Here is a 20,190-nt window from a genome sequence, read left to right as displayed (position 1 = left end):
TGTGGTGATTTTAGTAATTTTAAAAAAAGGCCATTGTAAGACCCATGAAAATGTTTACAATTAGATGTTCATTTTCTTAATTTAGAGATCCACATCAAGAATGATGCAATTGTTGTTCAAAATATGATCATTAAGTAAAAATCCTGATGAAAAACACCAAAAAAATGGATTTTCATCAGGATTGTTCTCAATGATATGGTGTAGAATTGATGATTAAACACTATTTTGCTCCTGGCCAGATCCCGTCGTATGCTGAGTTACCATAATCGATCTTCTCTGCGCTGATAACGAAGCTGATGAACATGTTGTCCTCGTTCAAAGCGTCATAATCAACCTCGTGCTGGATCACATAGCCATTTTCCCACTTCAAAGTGGTCAATGTACCTTCTTCGTGAGATTTGTTGAATGTCACTTCACCACTTGTCGGTTTGTATTTTCCATTGAGCAAGCTTTCCAAGATCCCGGAATCTTCTGTTGCTTCAACGGTGATCTTGATGAGTGCGTTAGAAGGGTCGGATGCTACTCTTCCAGAGACATCGGTGTTTCTTGATACACCATAATTTAGTTTTAGGATCTTTTGTTCTGATCCGCCGTTGAATTTCAGTACGGCCCTTGAATTGTTTGCCATGATTTCTAAATTTTAAATATTAATAAATGATCTGTTGTCTCGCTTTCAATATTCCAAAGATAGAACCATAACCTTATTTTTTCAATAGTAGAATTACTACAATTTTATAGAATATTTCTAGAACTGTGTCTAAATTCTCATTTCAATTTGAAAGAGGTGCGGACGGAAGTGCTTGATATTGTACCTGTAGCTCATTTACTAAAAGCTTATATGATTGCGGACGAATAAGATATATCGATGCAGAATCAGAGTTAGATTTGCTTATTTTCAAATCGTAATCCGAGATGAGCCTGATTGGAAACTGAATCGTATCATTACTCGATTTTATAGTTTCCCCTGACTTGATATGGTATATGAATAAAACTTTATTATTGATCTTGGACTTGCTTACCAATTCGGTACTATTACTTTTGATCACAATAAGGCTCTTCTCTGTGGCTTCTTCTGGTGAAAGCATTTTTTTCTGCTGTTCATTTCTTTCATTTTCAAATAAGTCTACCGAAAAATGGTCAGGTCGCTCGTACTCCTTTTTGCACGAAACTGGTAATGAGATAATGACAATGGCTGTGTAGATGATGTAAAGGCTTGATATTCTCATTTCTCTGGATTTTAATAAAAAAGGGAATCCACACATGAAGTTGTAAATTCCCTTTACTAATTTTTTTAAATTAATATTATTCTTGTTGGTATTCAGCATCCCATTCGTTTCCGTCGTCTCCTTTGTGTCCGTCTAATTTTATAACGAAACTTTTTGTTGGGAAGTAAGGTGTCATTCTAATGTCCAACCAAACGCGGTCTTTGTTGACTTTATCCTGCTCGAACCTCACGATCTTGAATTTCTCGATCAGTTTATCTGGACCTTTGATGCCATCAAGGAAGGTAACAATTTGTCTTCTCAGATCATCTTCATTTCTTGGATTCCAGTTTTCAAAAGCTCTTCTGTTTAGGAAGTCCAATAGAACTTTTGTCACATAATCGAAAACACGAACTACAGAATAGGTTTGTAGACCAATGTTATCGCCTGTGAAAAGCGTCTTAGCCGAAAAAGCCATGATCTTTCCATACTCATTGACCATTGGCACCAATCCCATTTTTTCGAGTTGGGAAATCTCACTTTTCTTCAGGTCAAACTTTACCGCATCCACTTCATTGATGTTACCATGTTTTTTACCAGCTGCAACCTGAGACATCAAGGTTTTGTAGATTTTACCGGCCATAGAAGTTGATGGTGGAAGGTCTACATTTTCCTCTTCGCCTACTTCTTCAGCTCTTCCTCTTCCTACAAGCCAATTTGTAGTCATGATGACATTACTTCTGTGTAGCTCACCGCCAGTCAGATTTGCAGAATGGAATAAGTCTACGACATCATCCGGTTTATCAAGGTTGGCAAAATCGGTTACGAGCATAACTTTGTTCTCGTTACAGATCTTCGCCCATTTCTCAACTACTTTATTAGATCCTAGATATCCTGGGATCGCAAGGATAGAGTAGTTGTCACGCAGATCCAATCTGTCATAGTTTTGCTTGAATTCATCTGCGATGGCATCAATAAATATTGGATTGTCCAGATCTTTCATCTGTTCCAGAGATGCATTCACGATGCTTACGTTGTCCACTTTATCAAGTTCTGTATTTTTGAAGAACTGGGCCATCGTACGGTAAGCGGTCTCAAGTTGACGGATTTCCGAAAGACTATTTTTGAGATTTGTCTTAAGGTTTTTCTCAGCCGAAATTGCTTTGTTCTTGCACGTTTCAGCCATTTCCTCTGCGGTTGCATTATTTTCCAATAATGAGATCCACAGATTCAGTTTCTGGGCAAGGTCTTTTCTTTCGGTCTGCTTGTTGGAATCGTTTAAAAAAATCTCTTTACGAGCCTTTCTTGTAGGATTCATATTGGCGATGCCATCTACAACAGTTTCAATGAAATTGAATCCTCCAACTTTGTTCAGGTCATTTATCGCTGATCCAGAACCTTGTCGGTGGTCTTGCTGTTGTTGTCCGGCTTGCTGGTTTTGCTGTGCTTGTGGTTTATTATCCATAGTTTATGTTTTTTTTTATTTTTCTAATTCTCCTGCAACTTCCTTCAACACTTCTATCAATGCATCTTTCGTCTGCGGATTTTCGAGGATGTTTTTAAGAATCTTATTATTTTTCAATTGTCTCAATATCTTATTATATTGCTCTTGCTCTATGCTCAAAGTTTTTAGATATTCTGAGTTTTGGGTCAGATTTTTCGGTGTGAAATCTCCCAATTGCTGAAACCTGAACTCCTCGTCCACATACGTTCCATCCTCTGTCTCATGTTGTACAGAGATTGATGGTTGAAAATGCTTGAAAACATCATCTACCGATTTGAGACCTTTTACAATTTCTGGAATGAAAGGTTCATCTGCCGTCAGTTGACCTACAATTAGAGATCGGTTCTCTTGGATTTCCTGGATCGCTTCGTTGGCGTCAACTTTTACTTCGTTTCCCCCAACACCATAATTAAACATTGCCATATTATCTATTTTTTGTGATTGATTAATTGATTTTTTACTAAAATATTTTAGAATCTTATTAAAAGAAAACATTACAGAGATTCTACAGGTTGCGTGGTTGGCATGAAGAATCTATTAAGCCAATAAAACTTTTCACCATTTTGATCGATGATCACTTTCGGGTTACTTTTGTTATTTAGCAATCTGTCTGCCAATGTTTTATATTGTTTGAAATAATTTTTAACATTATCGCTCGCAATGACCTTCGGTTTTTTCCATCCGTTGAGCTTGTATTTGGAAAGTGTATCTTCGGATGCATTGTCAAAACCGGTGCTTACTGCTACAGAATAGGCCATAGATTGGTTTTTAAGTTTTGATTTATCAAACTTTGCTTCTCCGGAATAATACTTTTTCAGCGCCTTAACATAGCTATTGATTGCTGAGCCTTGACTGAAGGTAGGACTGAAGCTTTTTGTTTCCTGATAGACTTCCTGATAGAAAGCGCGAAGTTTATCATATTCGGTCTCAGACAATAGGATTCCTTTTTCAACAGCCGGATAACTTTCTTTGAACTCATCAGAGTACGTTCCTTTTGTTACGAAAGGATTGTCATACGTGATCAGCTGTGTTGTAGTTTCTGTGGGTATAAGAGCTGGAGCATCTGCAAATTGGTTTCTGAAATCGGGCTTCAAAGTTGTTTTGGAACTTCCAACTGCCGACTTGAAATAGCTTTTCAAAGATGCATTCACATTGGTATTATAATCGGTGACCTGAACAATCAAGCTGTCCAATGATTTTACAAGAAGGTTGCTAGAGTTGATCTCTCCTTTTTTTGGATAAACTACGAAACCCTGGGACATACTGGCTTTAGGATAATCCAAAGAATAAACGCCGCCTTCTCCCATGACAAGATTGTAATTATTCTTATCAAGGATCATCTTCTGGTCCACAATTCTTGATTTGTCCAATTCGGCTATATTTCTTGCTGTACTAGTCAAAATATTTTCTGATAACAGAACGAAATTGTTATAAAAATCAGACGAGCCAGATGCTGACTGGAAAAATAACATTTTTGCTCTTCCAAGTGTTAGATTGCGCATTGCAGAACTGAGACCTCCATAATTAGAAGCCGTCGATCCAACGACCACCACAATATTGGTCTCATCCGGAACTTTGCTGATCATCTCGCCAGTGATTTCAAGTGCTTCCTGCAATGGTTGAGCGCCGTTGCTACTGCAATTCTGATTGGCACTTTGAACATCTATGAAAGAGTTGATCTCTTCAAAATTGTTGCTTAATGATGATGGAAGGATATCTTCACCACAAGTATTATTCTTGTACAAGACCACGCCATATTTTATATTTCTAAAATATTTCAATTGGTCCAATTTCAACTGGATATCCTGAAAAACAGATTTTGCAAGTGCTGCATTTTGGGTATTGTTCCTGCTGATGTCAACAGTGAAGATAATATTCAGGTTTTTGCTGCGGTTCGTAATTTCCTTGAATCTATCATAATAAACAGGCTGACCCAAAACATTGTAAACGAAATTCTTGCTGTAGTCCAAAGCGTTGGTAAAGAATCTCGCTTTTCTAGTGCTGTCTATAGTTGCGGGAGAAACGGAAACCAGATTTTCTACAGCCGATCTATTGACAGCATCTGTGATTTCAAATTTTGTTTCGGAAACCGAGCCGTCAGGAGATTGTTTTGTAATTGCCTGGCTATTGTCACCTGCATAATTGAAATTGGATGCCACTTTCAGTGCAGTTCTGTCGCCCCAATTTGCAATCATGTTTGAGCTAACCCAACCGTAGATATCCTTAGAGATGCTGTCTATTTTCAGGGAGGGTGATTTTCCAATAAGAAATCTGTGATTGGATTCCGACTGCTTGTATATGTAAACCAATTGACCAACAGGTAATTTTTTATTGATTGGTTTCGTAAGGTCTGGTGAAGAGAAGATAAGAACAGAATCATTTTTAAGATATTTGGATCCGTTCTTCAAAACGTCAGAATTGTTGGGAGACAAAACTGCTTTTACATTAAAACCATTATCACTTCTTTTCAGAGAATTTGACCATAATAATAACTGATCTTTTGGAATCCAACCATATGTTTTGACAGATCTGGAAGGTATTTTTTTCATCAAGGCATCCGGATTGTATTCTGCAACTTTTACCAGATTTTTTGATTCTTTCTGTTTAACAACCAAAAGCGGCTCCAGGAATTTGATCTCTTTTGGTGACTTCTCATCACCTTTGTCCATAAAAACACTATTATTAGCACGGTCGGAAATGACCACCCAAGGTTCAGCCTTCTTCGGAAATCCATCACTCACTCTTACTTGGTCCACGTAACCGTAAAACCGCGAATCCGGAGTTTCCTGAGATGGAATGCGGACTTGACATCCAGATAATATATATACAGCTCCTAAAACATAGATAGCATTAAAAAAGTTTCGTTTCATAATTTATTTTTTTAGTTTTTATTGCTTGCTTTGTTTTACTTCAACTTTGATCACACAGTTTTGGTTGGTATCCAAAGTTGTTTTCACTTCCTGTATAGAATTTTTTTTATCAAATTGCAAACCGGTGCAGTAGTAGTAAAAAGAGTTGTTTTTATCATTTACATTGACGGAGATATTGTCTTTATTACACAGATAAGTACTTAGCAAATAATTATAATGGCTGTTGAAACTATTTCCGTCAGCTATTTGTTGCAGATGGTATTTGAAGTCATCATTGATTTTGCTGTAGATATCTGTCACTGTAGGTGTTGTAACGGCTTCATCATCCAATTCTTCGTAAGCCGGCAGGATCTTGATCATATGTTGGATTGGTTCTTGGTCCACATCGGTATATAAAGTGACAATGTAGTTTCCAGGATTTTTGAAGGCGTAGGTTGCCATTTTTTCTTTCGCATCGATATTGCCTGTTTCACCAAATTTCCATGTGAAGTTCTTAGCATCCGGAGAATCTGCGCGGAAGAATACATTTTCCAGCTGCATCGCCTGTGTAGGAGCATCTATTTTGCTTGGCACTTTTGCAGTATCAACCATTTTGGCAACACCTGCAGAGACCAAAACCGGGAAAGACTTGGTGTATTTGTTATCGATGATGATAGAAACTTGATAATAGCCTGGTTTTTTGAAAAAGTGTGCACCTTTGTTCTTTTCGGAGTTAAATCCATCTCCGAAATCCCATTTTCTACTTTTCCCGAAGTTGGTTTTATCTTCAAAGGTGAGTGTGTCCCCAACATTAAGAGAGTTGGGATAGACAGCCGCTACAATATCGTCGGAACTATGGATGACCTTCCTTTGTAACCACAGAATAATTACTGCTGCTAAAAGCAAAAGACTTATGACTGCAATGATAATGTTCTTCTTGTTTTTTTGGATATAATTCATGAGTGATCAGTTGTTAGTTATTTTTCATAAGTAATGCGTTGTCTTTTTGTAATTTTTGGTTTTTCCGTTCCTTGAAACCGATTGTACAGTCTTCAAATTGCTTGTTGAAGGTCTTGATGTTTTCATTTTTTTTGCCTGCAATGTTCTTGTCCTCTATATACATTTTGTAGAATTGAGCGATCTGCTTGTAAGACTCTTTTCTCGGGTCGGAGATGTTCACGGTTTCGAAGATATTGGCAATATCGTTGATGCTGTATTTGATCTCATTTTCCTGCAGTGGATCATTATTGTCGACCGATATTTTTTCGATCTTGTTGAAGGTGCTGTCTATCAACGGCTGCGCCACTTTTTGTCTCTCATCAAATTTTGCTTTCTCCTGCAAGGTCTGGATGGCCAGAATATCAGAATTGTTGAACGGCGATTCTGTTCTGTACAAAGTGATCACTGAAATAAGCAATACACCAAAGAATAACAACCCCAATAGGTAGAGGAAGTAATATCTTTTTTCTTTGTTGGAAAGCGTAATGTTTACCTGCATCATTTTATTTTAATTTTTTGGCGATTTTACCTCCTGGTTCACTGTTTTTCATTTTTACAGTCATTTTTCCGACTTTTTCCATGCATTCGTTCAAGCTTCGAAGCGCATTCTGTTCTTTTGCGGTAATATTGATAAGCTCATTTTTGAAGACTGTCATTTTTCCGATATTCTTTGTCAATGTTGCGTATTGTTTGAATGATCTTGCGCTGTCTTCGCCCATGATATTTTTGGTGTCCCGCAGATCTTCCAAGATGGAGTTCCGAAGGAAAATGTCGTTTTCAACTTTATTGGAGTTCAGTAGAGACATTTTGTAGTAGATCGTATCCATCTTTATCTTTAGGAGTTCATTTCTGCTGAGAACACTTTTATAATCATTGAGTTCCTTGTGTATCTGTTCTTTCTGTATCTTGGCGCTTTTGAAAAATAAGAATACGGTCAGGAAGCTGAACGTTAGTAAAATACAGAACGAAAAAACGAAGCGTAAGATCCCATTTCTTACGTCATCGTTATTAAGTTTTTTTTGTCCGTGTGAAGCCATTTCTTTTAAATACTAGAGTTATAATATCCGTTTTCCACACAAAATCTCGCTAGGTCCAGTTTACTTTTAAGTCCCAGTTTTTCGGTAAGCCTATTGACATATGTGTCAATTGTTCTGGTGCTGAGATTGATCCTGTCGCCAATTTCCTTATTGCTAAAACCTTCGTAACAAAGTTTGATGATCTGGATCTCCGTCACGTTCAGTTCTTCCTGCTGTTTCTTTTGGCGGTCCATATAATTTTTCACAACATCTTCCTGCGAGGCCCATTCTTTTTTATATTCTTCGTAATCTGAGTTTTTACTGAGAATGCAATTTCTTAGGATATCTTTTATAATGATGCTGTTCTTTTGGCAGTAAAAGGTGTTGGGGATGTCGCTGATCGTTGCAGCCATATCTTCCTGGTAAGTAGTAGAGTAGGTGAGTATCGGGATGTCCTTGTTACTTTGGCGGATATATTTGATAGCTTCGATACCACTCAATATGGGCATGAATAGATTGATGATAAAGATGTCTTCCTGTTTTCTATACAACCTGTTGATTAGCTCGTTTCCATTGTTGCAATCATTGACAATAGAGAACAAGGGATTTTCCAAAAGCATTTTTACGAGAAACTGCTTGAAGTAGAAATCATTTTCCGCAATCGAAAATCTTGTTGCTTTTGTAGAGTTACTGTACATATTAGATATTTGTCAATGTTTGGTCTTATGAAAAATATGTTCGCTGAAATAAAGAATAATTGTAATCAGATACAATCGGATTGACCTTCAAGTTTCAATTTGAGAGATATTTGCAATGCAATATTTTATCAGTATCTGTCTGGACTGAAATTAATGAAAGGTGTAATATCTACTAAAAACGGTGGGACTTGAATCTCGCAAGTTCGCCAGATGAGGCCATAGACCTTGCGTACGAAAAATGGAGTGGAGGTGCCTTTGCTCTGATGCGAGCACAAAGGGTAGTGAAGAAATGGTATAGTAGGTTATTAGATAAAATCATTGAACAGGTTTTAAGAGATTATTAATTTTTCTTTAAATATGATAATTTTATAACTGAAATGATATCGAAAAAATAAAAAGCAAAAATTTTGCCAATAAAAAATGTTTTTTTAAAAATTGTAGGTTTGACCATCAATCACAACTTTATATTTCAATAGCATTAATATTCAATTCACATTATCGCTGGTTGTCTCATTTGGGTTTAAGTATTTGTAATTCAGTGATGTGAATTTATTTTTAATCAGTGAAACTTCGTTGTGGTTCGAGGTTTTTTTATGTTTTTCAAAAGGTTAAATTTTTGTTTAAATATTTTTTTTAACAATTGTTAATTTTAGGAATAATAAGTGTGGCATCATTTTTATTGAGATTTAGGGAACTGAATCGTGTTTCTATTGGTTATCTATCTTTTATTTAGGTAAAACATTAGAAATTTCAAAGGGTATCTGTATTTTATAAGACTAGAACTAATTGACAACACAGAATAAATTCTATTATATGAGTGTATTAATAACCAATGAAACCATTAAAGAAGTCTTTCATATTGCACAATCCTTGGCAAGAGAAAATCACAATTCACAATATGGAGCTTCCCATCTTTTACAAGCACTTTTACACAACGATTTCGGACTGAAGGATTTTCTCATCAATTTAGATAAAGATCCAGGCTACATTCATGAATGGGCAGAAGTTCGAATCGAAGAGATTCCCAAGACAGCTCATCGTACAGATGATGTTTCAAAAGATGATAATATCAATCTTATCTTAGACGAGGCAGATGACATTAGGCTGAAACTTGGTTTGGATGAGATCACGCCGCTTTGTCTACTAGCAGCCATCGCAAAACCGAACATCGCCTACACTGTTCAGGAACTGAAATCTTTCCCACTTCGGGAACACGAGATCCTGAATGTTTTTCGAGGAGAAGACAAGAAAGTTAGTTTTCAGGAGAGTCAATTGACAGGAAATTCCACTCCAAATAAAAATTCATTTCCAGCGATCAAAAGCTATTGTGTAGACAAAACTGCTCAAGCCCGAGACGGAAAGCTTGATGATATCGTTGGCCGCGATAAAGAACTGAGGATGTTGGTCGAGATTCTTTGCCGCCGCACAAAACCCAATGTGATCATCGTAGGAGAACCAGGTGTTGGTAAAACAGCATTGTTGGAAGGTTTTGCTATCGAGATCAACAGAGGGAATGTTCCGGAGATGCTTAAGGAAGCCACTTTGTTGGAATTGGATACAGGCTCATTACTTGCAGGAACATCTTACAAAGGCGAGATTGAAGACCGATTGAAGAAGGTGATCAACGAATGTAAGAATATTAATAAAGCTGTTCTTTTTATAGACGAGATCCATTCTTTACTTGACAGCAAGGGAAGTGCGGGAAATGTAGCCAACCTTCTGAAGCCTGAATTGGCAAGAGGTGAGATCACTGTCATTGGTGCGACCACTCAGGAGGAATATCGCAAGATCATTGAACCAGAACGCGCCTTCGATAGAAGATTTGAAGTTTTGAATGTAGAAGAACCTGATGATATCACCTGCGTCAAAATGATCGATGTTCTTTTGGACGGTTACAAAAATCATCATAAGGTTGAAGTAGACAGAAGTGCTCTTGCGGACTGTGTCAGCCTTGCAAAGCGTTATTCCAAAGGAAAAAAACTACCAGATTCTGCCATCGATTTATTAGACAGGACGATGGCTTCCATCAAAATGCTGGACGAACTTTCCGAAACAGAACTGAAGACATGGAAAGACAATTACGACCAGATCATTGCTGAGAGTGATGAGAATGATCCGCTTTTGGTAGATGAGTTGATCTGGAATTTCAATCTGCTTCAAAATAAATTAAGTCCAATTTTATGGGGTTCTCTTTCTGAGCAACACACTTTGGAAACGTCCATGGAAATTGGTCAGATAAAAAAAATAATCGATTCTACATTTGAAGAATTGATTCAATTGGCATCCATCAAACGAGAAAAAGTTGGTAAATTGGAATTAGCCGCAGTAATGGCCGCTAAAACTGGAATTCCGATTGGAAAAATTCAGGCTAAAGAAAAAGAAAAACTCCTAAATATGGAGGAAATGCTCATCAAAAGAGTAGTAGGACAGGACCACGCTTTGAAAATTCTTTCCGACGCCATTGTAGAAAACCGAAGCGGACTCAACAAACCGGGACAACCAATTGGATCATTTTTCTTATTAGGACCAACGGGAACAGGAAAAACCGAATTAGCAAAATCTATTGCTGAATTATTATTTAATGATGAATCTGCAATGATTCGTTTCGATATGTCAGAGTTTAAAGAAGAACATTCGGCTGCACTACTTTATGGTGCGCCTCCGGGATATGTCGGTTATGAGGAAGGTGGAATGTTGGTTAATAAAATCCGCCAGCAACCTTACTCAGTTGTTCTCTTTGATGAAATAGAGAAAGCACATACTTCCGTGTTCGACGTTTTCTTACAGATTATGGACGAGGGAAAAGTGCACGATAAACTGGGAAAAGAAGGCGATTTCAGCAATTCATTAATATTATTCACTTCAAATATCGGAAGTGAGGAAATCGTGAAACATTTTGAGAAAAATGAAATCCCTACTTCAAAAAATTTAATGAAAATAATGACAGAATCGGGAAGATTCAGACCTGAGTTTTTGGCGAGAATAACTGAGATCATTCCGTTTGCGCCAATCAACGAAAATATGGCGGAAAAGATCTTCAGTATTCAGTTGAAATCATTGAGAAAAGCGTTAACAAGACTTGGAATTGATTTTAATATCAGTGATGAAGCGATAAAAAATCTGGCACTGAATGGCTTCAGCAGCAAATATGGTGCACGTCAGATTTCCGGCGTTATCAGAGCACAATTAGCCAGACCAATATCTAAAAAAATCGTTCGCGAGGAAGTAAAATCGGGACAAACCATCAATGTAGGCTGGAATAGCGAAAATCAGGAACCGTCTTGGGAAATTAAATAAAATTTATTTTTTTTCTGAGATATATTTTAGTAGCGAATAAAAACACAATAATATGAGCAGAACTATAATCATAAAAGGCACTTATACTAAAATTTCCCGGGGTGGTCATAGTATGTATTCTAATGAGAGTATTATTACAACTGCGGGAAAAGAAGTTACTGAAACCGGTGTTGGAAAAGGAGTAAGTTACGGAGAACCTAAAGACCCTCCAATTGCTGAAATAGATATTTTTGCAGATGCAATAGTACATTTCCGTCCCATGAAAGACTGGAAAGGAAAAGACTATGGTTTTGACTGGATGAGAATAGGTGACAGCGGACTGCCCGGAGAAGTAAATATAGAGATATTGTGGGTACATACGACACATACCCCTCTGGAAACAATACAGGAGAATCCAATGCCACACTTTCTACGTTTACAAAATCTGTTTCTATGTATGACAAATTGAAAAAAGAATACTCCAATCCTGTTTATAAAGTTCCGTGGCTGCTGAAAGATAAGAAACCTACAGATTATTTTGCAAGCTGGCTTTGTGTGGAAAAAGACAAAGAAGTTACATTGTCATTACGGGTACAGCTAAAGGACAAGAAAAACCTTCCTAAGGAATTGGTAATTGCTTATGATAAAACATTATGCGAAATATCTACAAAACAGGGCAAAGGAACAGAAAACGAGAAAGCAGACCCTGCAAAAAATACCCATTATGCCAAAATAACAATTGATAAAGATGATGACTACAAGCTGGAAGATGAAGTAAAAATAAAAGTAATCAAAGATATTAATACAGCACAAACCATAAAGGTGCTTTGTGATGATAAAGAAGCAGGGTTTTTGAAATTGTATCCGAATATAGTTAAAAAATTGAATGTGGTTTGTGTAAAAGTTAATGCTAGTATAAGAAACAAAAACGAAAATACTGGAATTATTAAAGGTAAATCAAATTTAGAAATTTATCTTTTGGAATCTTTAATAAAGATTAACATTAGTGAAGAAATAACTTTAAAGATTACTTTAAATAGTGATAAAACACCCAATACAGATTTACGCTTACCGACTGTAACAGATGGAACAAGCATTAATATGTCCGGAAACATTCGCGGGACAAAATTTTCCGATTATATGGATTCAAAACTCAAACAAAAATTTCCAATGCCGGATGGCTCGGGAAAATATGATAAATATTTAAGATTGTATTTTTTCAAAGAAAAGGCTTTTATAGTCGATAAAGGAAACAATGTGCCTATTGCAAGGATCGGTACTCCCATAGGAGGAGAAAGGGGCTTTATGTTCGACGGGATTAGTGATATAGATGTCGCCCACGAAGCGATGCACGCCATTGCTTTGGGGCACGCTTTCGGTAAAAATGAAAACATCAATGCAACTACGCCTTACCTTTATGAATATATGCGTACTGAAAATGTCATGGACTATGCCAACCTGGATCATAAGGAAAAATATGCCACCTGGAAGTGGCAATGGGACAAACTTAGAAATTCTAAATTATTAACGGAATGAAAATAATAAAATTTCTTTTTCATATAATAATTTCATTAGGTTTTTTTCAATGTCAATCACAAAGTAATATAAAAAATAATAAAGTGTTAATAAATAATTCTTTTGAAACGCTCAACTTTTCTAAGCTTAAAAAGGCAGATATTCAACCTACTATGCCTAATAGTGAAATAGTTTATGAAATAGTTTATGAAACTATTTCTAATGGTGACAAAATTGAATTTTCAAACTCATATAACAGAATATATAAAAAGCGAGGCTGGTTCAATATATATAAAGAATATTACGCAAATGGGAATATTAAATCTAAGGGAGTTGAAAACAAAACCTATAATGGTGATTATGGATTACTATACGAATTCAATGAGCAGGGACAACTCACAAAAACCACAGATTTCGAAAAAGACTGGCATACATCTTTTGAAAGTATTACCGAGATAGCCACCAGATACAAGAAAAAATACGATTACAAAGCAGAAACAGCGATAGATGGTGTAATAAATGACAACACCAATTGGGAGCAGGATTATGTTATTATCCGCAGAAAAGAAGAGATTGGAAAACGGTATTGGTATATAGAATTTAATCGGCCACAATACGAAAATCCTTTGAACAAAAAAGTAGAAAGAGTGGTCGTTGTTGTGGATGATGCCACAGGAAAAGAACTTGAAAAGCTGCATTATTTTGATTTTTACAATACTTTTTTCAAAGATCCTTTGAAAGAAACAATTTAAAAACATTGTACATAAGTAAATAAAACCGCAGAAATAAAATTAAAACATATACCAATAACCCATGAGAAAGAAATTTTTGGCAGTTACGTTCTTTGTCATTTCCTGTTCGTTAACTTGTGCGCAAGGTTTAACGGCTTCCGACACTTCCAAAGAGAGCGTAAAAAGGTACCAAAACATTATAAAAAGCAACAAACAATTGGTAGATTTCATTGAATATACTTTTGTGCAGAAAGGAATTCCGAGGCATCTAAAAAATCTTGCAGTCATAGAATCGGGATTGGACCACAACCAGGTTTCTCATGCGGGAGCAAAAGGTTTGTGGCAGTTTATGAGTGGCCATGCCAATGATTATGGTTTGACAGATGCGAACAGAAGTGATATGTACAAAAGCACCAAGACCGCTGCCATTTCCCTGAAAAATCTATACAAGAAATATGGAAATTGGGTGACGGTGGTCGCTGCGTATAATTGTGGTGAAGGTAACATTCAAAAGGCGATGAATAAGGCAGGTTCTAGAGCGTACACAGATTTTGCACCTTATCTGCCTTCAGAAACGCAAAATCATGTCAAAAAATATCTGAATGCCAGCTACGCCACCGGAGAACTGGAGCAGGTGCTGAATGATTACAGGAATTTTGCAGCCAACCGAAAGGCTTTCGTTCCTTTTAAATCTGATTTTTCCGCCTCACAGGAAAATCTGGCTGAGACAAAGCTAAATGGCGCTTTCAGTATCGATGCAATTGCCAGTTGGCTGGAGATCGATAAAGAACAGATCTTGACCTGGAATCCTAAGTTGGAACAAGAACTTAATGAAAAGGGAGAAAGCGATTTTTACTTACCCAAGGATCTAATGGTCAATTTTTTGATGAACAAAAATAAAATACTGACCAGCTCTCTGAAAAACTAATAGTAAACCGCAAACATGGAAAATCAAAACTACAAGATCCCTTTCAATCCTTCCAGTATGATGACCAGCAATGGCCAGATAGAAACCTGCGACATTGCCGAGAGTATCGCACAAAATATCATGCTTCTTATTATCACAAAAAAAGGTGAGAACAGATATGATGAAAACTACGGCAACGATGTCTGGAATGTAGAATTTGACAATGGTGTCACACCCGCAATGTGGGAAAATCTATTTGTCAGCAGTTTACAAAGACAGATTGCAGAACATGAGCCCAGACTTGTGAATGCTATTGTACAGGCACATATCAACTACGTAGAACACAGTTACGAGACCAAAGGCTTCAGCGAGGTGAAGAAAAAGGTGAAAGTTGGCATCAACGCCAAATTGGAATCTACAGGAGAGCGATTCAACTTTTCTACAGAGTTATTTCTAAGTCCAATGTCCATCGATTAAAACAAAAAACCATGAATTTTGATCAACAACAGACTTTTTCCAAAGAAGTCATAAAAGCACGTATGCTTCAAAATGCCACCAAACTTTGGGGACTGAAGAATATTCAATCTCTCGATCCATTTGTGAAGCTTTTGATAGATGCCTTTAGTACAGAAGTTTTTAAAGCTAATAACGAGATACAGACCGTCAATGGCAGGATACTCGAACGTTTGGCAAAGTTGCTGACGCCGACCAATTATACACATCCTACGCCTTCGCATGCCATCGCATTCTGTACGCCTGAAGAAGACACGGAGATTCTGATGGAACACTCTGAATTTTTCTTTAAAAAGCATCTTAATTCTTTTCGCAAGACGCAGTCAGACAAACAGGTGGAGATTCCATTTACGCCGGTAGATAATATCAATCTTGTGAGGGCACAAAATATTTTGATGGTTGCAGGAAGTACGGTCTATCATATCGATGAACAACTTAACAAAATTCCTATACAGCGCATCTCACAGGATGTTTCTGAGTATAGGAATATTACTATTGGTATAGATGTCAGCCATTACAGTTCGGAAATGTTTCCCGAGAAAATAAGTCTTTTTTGTTCCAATCCAACTTATGAAAAAGTAGATTTTGTGTATCGACTTCTGCCTCACATCAAGGTTTTTCACAATAATATTCCATTGCAGGTCTCATCTGGTATTAGTTATAATGAAGCTGCTGAATCGGAAGGTTATGAAGGTATTTTTGAAGAGCAATCGATCCGGCACAAGATCAAGCAGGATGTCAAAAATCTGTATCACCATAAATTCATAGAGGTCAGTGGGATCTACCCATCTCTTTTCAAAAAATTGTCTTCTGGTCTTCCAGAAAATATAGATGATGGAAGTTCGGCATTTGATCAATTCAGAAATAAAAAAATACTTTGGCTCAAGATGGAATTTCCGCCACAGTTTACCTCGGAGATCCTCGAGAATTTCTCTTTTGTGCTAAATGCTTTTCCTGTCTACAATCGTGGCTGGAAAAAAACAGAATACAATCTGGATATCATGGGAAATAACATTCCTATGGAAACCAATGAAGAAGAATTTTTCCTGTATGTCGAAGAAGTGGTAGATGGTTTAGGAAAAAGATATACAGAAATACCATTCACTCCAAATGATGAGATTGAAAAGGGCCTTTTCACAGTGAGAAAAGGTGGTATGGAGCGTTTTACCCAACGTAATGCAACAGACCTGATGTCACATGTCATGGAGCTGTTGAGAGATGAAGTTGCGGCTTTTGCCATCATCAATAGGGACAAAGTGAAAGATGTCTTGGGCGAGATCTCGGATAAAATGAAAGGCCTGATGAAAAAAGTAGACCAGGCAAACAAGGAACTGAAGGAAGACGTCAACTATGTTATCATTGAACCTTTGGAGAATTCGGTCCATACGTATGCTTCATTCTGGATCTCGCATGCTTCATTGGCAAATAGCCTTCGACCTGGCACAGATCTCAATTCTCAGAAGAAACTTCAGGTCATTACCTTAATTACGGAAACTACAGGTGGTGCGGAAGAGAAAAAACAGTCCGATACCATCCTTGCTTACAAATATGCTCTCACCAGCAGAGATAAGATCATTTCCGCAGAAGATGTGAAAAACTATTGCAAAATGATGCTGAACAGTGAACTGAAAAAAATTACGGTCAGACGTGGTACTATGATCAGTGATAAGCCTAGAGAAGGTTTTATCAGAACTGTCGATGTAGAGATCACACCACAGAATTACACTTTCTACGGAAGAAAATATTGGGATAATCTATCCGATGTTCTAAAGAATAATATCAAAGCAAAAGCAATCGATGGCGTAGAATATCGGGTAATGATAGTGGAAGATGCAATGCATTTGGAAGTTTAAATCAATAATGGAATGATAAAAGAAAATCCGCATATCTCAGAACTGAAATACAATAAGCTAGGCACCGATTTTAAAATAGAATCTGTTGCAGCCAACCTGTTGAAATATTACAACAACAGTTCCAGCATCTACGTGAAGAGAATTGGTATCAATGACAGACCTTACCTCAAGGATATCAAGAATATCTATTCCACTTATTATGGGTTGGACAACGAGACCATTATCATGGAGACCTATCGGGAGAGCATCTATGATTATCTGCCAGAGGGATTATTTCATCCGCCATCTTTGGGCGCTGCTTCTAGTAGAGGTGTAGAAAGTGTGGTGAAGGAGATCAGGAAGCAAAAAGAAGTAGAGGAGAACGCTAGAAATTTTTTCCAACCTTTTGAACAAGAGTTTTTTTATACGGAAGTTTCTGCGTTGCTGAAAGAAATGGAGTTTGATATCGCTGATCAGTCCGATACACTTGTCAATACCTTTGCCGAACTTTGGCCACTCCTGAAAAAAGTGGACTCGGAAACCGCAAAGACTTTTTTTTATATCCTGCCTTTCCTGCATGAGGTGAGAGGGAACAAACGCTGGATAGAAAGATTTTTAACCGCCTTTTTGAATGTAAAAGTACAGATAGATTTCGTGCCAAATACAATCGATGAACACGATGATGAATCTGGCATTTGTTCTTTGGGAAATGCAAAGTTGGGCATTACACTCATCCCAAGTGGTAATCATATGGATGGAGAAAGAAATTGGCAGGTCAGCATTGGGGCGATCCCCTATGGTCAGATACACAAATATGTTCCGGGGACGCCGTTCCGTGATCTGCTTCAAAGTATCTATGATTATCTCATCCCGATCACGGTGAAGATCGAGGAAAAATTTATTACAAAAAAGAGCGACAATTCTTTTATTATAAATGCATCAGAAAATACAAATCGCTTGGGATATTCGACATATATTTAATATATTTAACAAAACAAAACTAAAAACGAAATATGGAAATAGGTTCTGTAAAAGGAATTTTCTTGAGATATCTTCTGATGCCAATCATTGCAGGGATTTTAGTATTTATTCTGGCACTCATTCGCAAAAGTAAACCTGCTATCAAGATAAAGCACATCATTTTCTATGTTCTGATATCAGGCTTTTGTCTCTGTTTACCGGGATTTCTAGGCTTCTCTGGTAATCTTTTCAATCCATATTGGTATCTTTTCGCACAGTTGGTGTACCTCGGATTAGGCATAGCGCATGTCAATCTGCTGCATTATTATTTCAGAAAGCATATCGATAAGCTATGGATGAGCATTCTTTTTGAGGCGATCTTAAGTCTCACATGCATTCTCATTGGTGGTTTCCTGTTTACTTTGATCTTCAAATGGATGAGTAAAGATCTGGGGAATCCGTATATGGCTGCGACTAGCATCGTTATTTTCGTCGTTCCGTTGATTTTCTATTATTGCTATGTTCAATTCATTAGTATTCCTTTTGATATCTACAAAACCTGGAAGTTCGATCCGGACCAGAAACCGCACAATTTCCAAGGAGTCGATTTTGATAAATTGATGGTGCTAAATGTAGAACTGAGCAAGAATTCTGAAGACCAACAGAGATTTATCGTGAAAGCAAAGACACTTCCGACAGGTATTACTTTTGGAGATTGGTTCTACAGAGTGGTGGACGACTACAACCACAAAAACCCGAATGCAACTATCAAACTGATGGATTCTGGAAACGAACCATATTATTGGATCTTCTATATCAAGAGGTCATTCTTTAGCATTAGAAAATACATTGATTTTGAACAAGACATAATAACCAATAAAATCACCGAGAACCAGATCGTGATCTGTAAAAGGGTCATCAGACATCAGGAGGAAGGTAATATTGCTAACCAAATAAGCTCAACATTATGATACAGCCAATAAAACATTACGCCGTAAATTGGGTAGACGGCATGAAGATATCCAAGGATCATCTTGTACAACAGGAGGACTTTATGATAGATTCTATAAGGGATTCCAATTCTATACAGATCAATTCCTTTAATTTCGGACTGCTTCCCATCACAGAAAAATTTGGCGATAAAACCATCTATGAGTTACAAAGCACAGCGACAAATGATGCCCAACTCATTATCAAAAAATGTACAGCCGTTACTCTTGCAGGCTACCGAATTGAATTATTTGATTACAAGGTCAATATCAGGAATCTTGCGAAAAATATGTCTCAGAATCAGGAAGAAGTAGATGGGGAATTCTATATCCTGGCGTCGGTCAATCCTTTTGACCACGTTTCTTTTGGTGATATAGATGCCGATGAGATTCCGCCAAGACATCCGTTTACAAAACCAAATTACCGCATCGAGCTGGTAGATGTTTCTGTTCTCAATAGCAGCTATTCAGGCGGAAATTATCTGGTGCTTGGAAAAGTAGCGATGAAATCCGGAATGGCGCAGATAGATGCCAACTTTATCCCGCCCTGCAGCTCCGTAGAAAGTCATCCAAAGCTGGTAGAGTATTACAATAGCTATTCCAATTCTTTGAGTAATCTGAGACAATACGCATTCAAGATCATTCAAAAAACGGCGCATAAAAATCAAAATACGACACTTGCGGAAAATGTGAAAACACTCTGCAAGACCATTGTGAAAAATATTGGAGAAAACTATTTTCAGTTCAAAAATATTGTGACAGAGCAACCACCAATTTTTCTTATCAATATTTTCTCAAAACTGGCACTTCAACTATACAATGATACCCAACTTATGGTTCAGGCTGAACTAGAGGAGATGCTGAACTACAGTTTGGAATGGAGCGAGATCACGCCACATTCTCTACTCAATCAGTTGACGCTTTCTGCCGAGATCACCTACGATCATCACAATACGGGAGAATATTTTTTCAATATCAATCAGATGTTGAAAAGTCTGGAATTGATCTTCGGTAAATTGAGTGAACTGGATTACATTGGTCAAAGAAAAGAGAATATCATCGTCAATGAACAGGAAGTAAGATCCAACAACGACCCGAAAAAAGGTTGGAGTGTCATTGACTAACGCTCACTATTTTCACTTTATAAAAATCATGATCCCAAGACATTACGTCTTTGGGATTTTTTGTTTAATAGACCC

At 37.2% G+C, this 20,190-nt stretch carries 20 protein-coding genes; 11 read left to right on the top strand and 9 right to left on the bottom strand.

Annotated elements, in window-relative coordinates; translation table 11 throughout:
• Positions 1-220 precede the first annotated feature (220 nt).
• The 9 genes from tssD to AXA65_RS02430 all read right to left on the bottom strand — a co-directional run bounded on the left by tssD (position 221) and on the right by AXA65_RS02430 (position 8,268).
• Positions 221-628, bottom strand: coding sequence for a type VI secretion system tube protein TssD (gene tssD / locus AXA65_RS02470; protein ID WP_063968552.1), 408 nt, complete (start codon positions 626-628; stop codon positions 221-223).
• A gap of 142 nt (positions 629-770) precedes the next feature.
• Complete coding sequence (locus AXA65_RS02465) at positions 771-1,226, bottom strand: hypothetical protein (protein WP_131797744.1); 456 nt, start codon at positions 1,224-1,226, stop codon at positions 771-773.
• A gap of 76 nt (positions 1,227-1,302) precedes the next feature.
• On the bottom strand, positions 1,303-2,667 hold the full coding sequence (locus AXA65_RS02460; RefSeq protein ID WP_063968550.1) for a DUF5458 family protein: 1,365 nt from the start codon (positions 2,665-2,667) through the stop codon (positions 1,303-1,305).
• Between the two features lie 15 nt (positions 2,668-2,682).
• Complete coding sequence (locus AXA65_RS02455; protein WP_063968556.1) at positions 2,683-3,129, bottom strand: type VI secretion system contractile sheath small subunit; 447 nt, start codon at positions 3,127-3,129, stop codon at positions 2,683-2,685.
• A 71-nt stretch (positions 3,130-3,200) separates the two neighbouring features.
• Positions 3,201-5,576, bottom strand: a complete 2,376-nt coding sequence (gene tssR, locus AXA65_RS02450) for a type VI secretion system protein TssR domain-containing protein (protein ID WP_063968549.1) — start codon at positions 5,574-5,576, stop codon at positions 3,201-3,203.
• 18 nt (positions 5,577-5,594) lie between these two features.
• Positions 5,595-6,515 carry a PKD domain-containing protein gene (locus tag AXA65_RS02445; protein WP_063968548.1) on the bottom strand — a complete coding sequence of 307 codons (921 nt, stop codon included), beginning with the start codon at positions 6,513-6,515 and terminating at the stop codon, positions 5,595-5,597.
• Positions 6,516-6,528: 13 nt separating this feature from the next.
• Positions 6,529-7,056, bottom strand: a complete 528-nt coding sequence (gene tssO / locus AXA65_RS02440; RefSeq protein WP_063968547.1) for a type VI secretion system TssO — start codon at positions 7,054-7,056, stop codon at positions 6,529-6,531.
• Between the two features lies 1 nt (position 7,057).
• Complete coding sequence (gene tssO / locus AXA65_RS02435; protein ID WP_063968546.1) at positions 7,058-7,591, bottom strand: type VI secretion system TssO; 534 nt, start codon at positions 7,589-7,591, stop codon at positions 7,058-7,060.
• Between the two features lie 5 nt (positions 7,592-7,596).
• On the bottom strand, positions 7,597-8,268 hold the full coding sequence (locus tag AXA65_RS02430) for a LuxR C-terminal-related transcriptional regulator (protein ID WP_063968545.1): 672 nt from the start codon (positions 8,266-8,268) through the stop codon (positions 7,597-7,599).
• 188 nt (positions 8,269-8,456) lie between these two features.
• Between AXA65_RS02430 and AXA65_RS19805 the strand changes: the two genes are divergently transcribed.
• From AXA65_RS19805 to AXA65_RS02380, 11 genes are all read left to right on the top strand, one after another.
• A complete protein-coding gene (locus AXA65_RS19805) occupies positions 8,457-8,612 on the top strand; it encodes a hypothetical protein (protein WP_165596554.1) in 156 nt (51 codons plus the stop codon).
• 469 nt (positions 8,613-9,081) lie between these two features.
• Positions 9,082-11,565, top strand: coding sequence for an ATP-dependent Clp protease ATP-binding subunit (locus tag AXA65_RS02425; RefSeq protein ID WP_063968544.1), 2,484 nt, complete (start codon positions 9,082-9,084; stop codon positions 11,563-11,565).
• A gap of 52 nt (positions 11,566-11,617) precedes the next feature.
• Positions 11,618-12,013: a hypothetical protein gene (locus tag AXA65_RS02420; RefSeq protein ID WP_063968543.1), complete on the top strand. Its 396-nt coding sequence runs from the start codon at positions 11,618-11,620 to the stop codon at positions 12,011-12,013.
• Positions 12,010-13,080, top strand: coding sequence for a hypothetical protein (locus AXA65_RS02415; RefSeq protein WP_131797743.1), 1,071 nt, complete (start codon positions 12,010-12,012; stop codon positions 13,078-13,080). The genes AXA65_RS02420 and AXA65_RS02415 overlap by 4 nt, the downstream gene beginning before the upstream one ends.
• On the top strand, positions 13,077-13,811 hold the full coding sequence (locus AXA65_RS02410; RefSeq protein WP_131797742.1) for a hypothetical protein: 735 nt from the start codon (positions 13,077-13,079) through the stop codon (positions 13,809-13,811). Before AXA65_RS02415 ends, AXA65_RS02410 begins: the two co-directional genes overlap by 4 nt.
• Before the next feature lie 61 nt (positions 13,812-13,872).
• Positions 13,873-14,718, top strand: coding sequence for a lytic transglycosylase domain-containing protein (locus AXA65_RS02405; RefSeq protein WP_063968540.1), 846 nt, complete (start codon positions 13,873-13,875; stop codon positions 14,716-14,718).
• Positions 14,719-14,733: 15 nt separating this feature from the next.
• A complete protein-coding gene (locus AXA65_RS02400) occupies positions 14,734-15,174 on the top strand; it encodes a GPW/gp25 family protein (protein ID WP_063968539.1) in 441 nt (146 codons plus the stop codon).
• A gap of 11 nt (positions 15,175-15,185) precedes the next feature.
• The gene (locus AXA65_RS02395) at positions 15,186-17,063 is read left to right on the top strand and encodes a type VI secretion system baseplate subunit TssF (RefSeq protein ID WP_063968538.1); all 1,878 of its coding nucleotides are present in this window, start codon (positions 15,186-15,188) and stop codon (positions 17,061-17,063) included.
• A 12-nt stretch (positions 17,064-17,075) separates the two neighbouring features.
• On the top strand, positions 17,076-18,023 hold the full coding sequence (locus tag AXA65_RS02390; RefSeq protein WP_228391605.1) for a hypothetical protein: 948 nt from the start codon (positions 17,076-17,078) through the stop codon (positions 18,021-18,023).
• A gap of 32 nt (positions 18,024-18,055) precedes the next feature.
• Positions 18,056-18,973 (top strand): TssN family type VI secretion system protein, encoded by a 918-nt coding sequence (locus AXA65_RS02385; RefSeq protein ID WP_063968537.1) that lies wholly within the window; start codon positions 18,056-18,058, stop codon positions 18,971-18,973.
• Positions 18,970-20,115: a hypothetical protein gene (locus tag AXA65_RS02380; protein ID WP_063968536.1), complete on the top strand. Its 1,146-nt coding sequence runs from the start codon at positions 18,970-18,972 to the stop codon at positions 20,113-20,115. The genes AXA65_RS02385 and AXA65_RS02380 overlap by 4 nt, the downstream gene beginning before the upstream one ends.
• The last annotated feature ends 75 nt before the right edge of the window (positions 20,116-20,190 follow it).

Origin of the sequence: Chryseobacterium sp. FP211-J200 (genome assembly GCF_001643375.1) — a bacterium.
Taxonomy (GTDB): Bacteria; Bacteroidota; Bacteroidia; order Flavobacteriales; family Weeksellaceae; genus Epilithonimonas; species Epilithonimonas ginsengisoli.
The sequence above is the reverse complement of the archived record's forward strand: the minus strand, read 5'-3'. Positions and strand labels throughout refer to the sequence as shown.

Bases quoted from the DNA above. Each gene is read 5' to 3' on its own strand.
- tssD (WP_063968552.1), bottom strand. From the start codon at position 628: ATGGCAAACAATTCAAGGGCCGTACTGAAATTCAACGGCGGATCAGAA.
- AXA65_RS02465 (WP_131797744.1), bottom strand. From the start codon at position 1,226: ATGAGAATATCAAGCCTTTACATCATCTACACAGCCATTGTCATTATC.
- AXA65_RS02460 (WP_063968550.1), bottom strand. From the start codon at position 2,667: ATGGATAATAAACCACAAGCACAGCAAAACCAGCAAGCCGGACAACAA.
- AXA65_RS02455 (WP_063968556.1), bottom strand. From the start codon at position 3,129: ATGGCAATGTTTAATTATGGTGTTGGGGGAAACGAAGTAAAAGTTGAC.
- tssR (WP_063968549.1), bottom strand. From the start codon at position 5,576: ATGAAACGAAACTTTTTTAATGCTATCTATGTTTTAGGAGCTGTATAT.
- AXA65_RS02445 (WP_063968548.1), bottom strand. From the start codon at position 6,515: ATGAATTATATCCAAAAAAACAAGAAGAACATTATCATTGCAGTCATA.
- tssO (WP_063968547.1), bottom strand. From the start codon at position 7,056: ATGATGCAGGTAAACATTACGCTTTCCAACAAAGAAAAAAGATATTAC.
- tssO (WP_063968546.1), bottom strand. From the start codon at position 7,591: ATGGCTTCACACGGACAAAAAAAACTTAATAACGATGACGTAAGAAAT.
- AXA65_RS02430 (WP_063968545.1), bottom strand. From the start codon at position 8,268: ATGTACAGTAACTCTACAAAAGCAACAAGATTTTCGATTGCGGAAAAT.
- AXA65_RS02425 (WP_063968544.1), top strand. From the start codon at position 9,082: ATGAGTGTATTAATAACCAATGAAACCATTAAAGAAGTCTTTCATATT.
- AXA65_RS02420 (WP_063968543.1), top strand. From the start codon at position 11,618: ATGAGCAGAACTATAATCATAAAAGGCACTTATACTAAAATTTCCCGG.
- AXA65_RS02410 (WP_131797742.1), top strand. From the start codon at position 13,077: ATGAAAATAATAAAATTTCTTTTTCATATAATAATTTCATTAGGTTTT.
- AXA65_RS02405 (WP_063968540.1), top strand. From the start codon at position 13,873: ATGAGAAAGAAATTTTTGGCAGTTACGTTCTTTGTCATTTCCTGTTCG.
- AXA65_RS02400 (WP_063968539.1), top strand. From the start codon at position 14,734: ATGGAAAATCAAAACTACAAGATCCCTTTCAATCCTTCCAGTATGATG.
- AXA65_RS02395 (WP_063968538.1), top strand. From the start codon at position 15,186: ATGAATTTTGATCAACAACAGACTTTTTCCAAAGAAGTCATAAAAGCA.
- AXA65_RS02390 (WP_228391605.1), top strand. From the start codon at position 17,076: ATGATAAAAGAAAATCCGCATATCTCAGAACTGAAATACAATAAGCTA.
- AXA65_RS02385 (WP_063968537.1), top strand. From the start codon at position 18,056: ATGGAAATAGGTTCTGTAAAAGGAATTTTCTTGAGATATCTTCTGATG.
- AXA65_RS02380 (WP_063968536.1), top strand. From the start codon at position 18,970: ATGATACAGCCAATAAAACATTACGCCGTAAATTGGGTAGACGGCATG.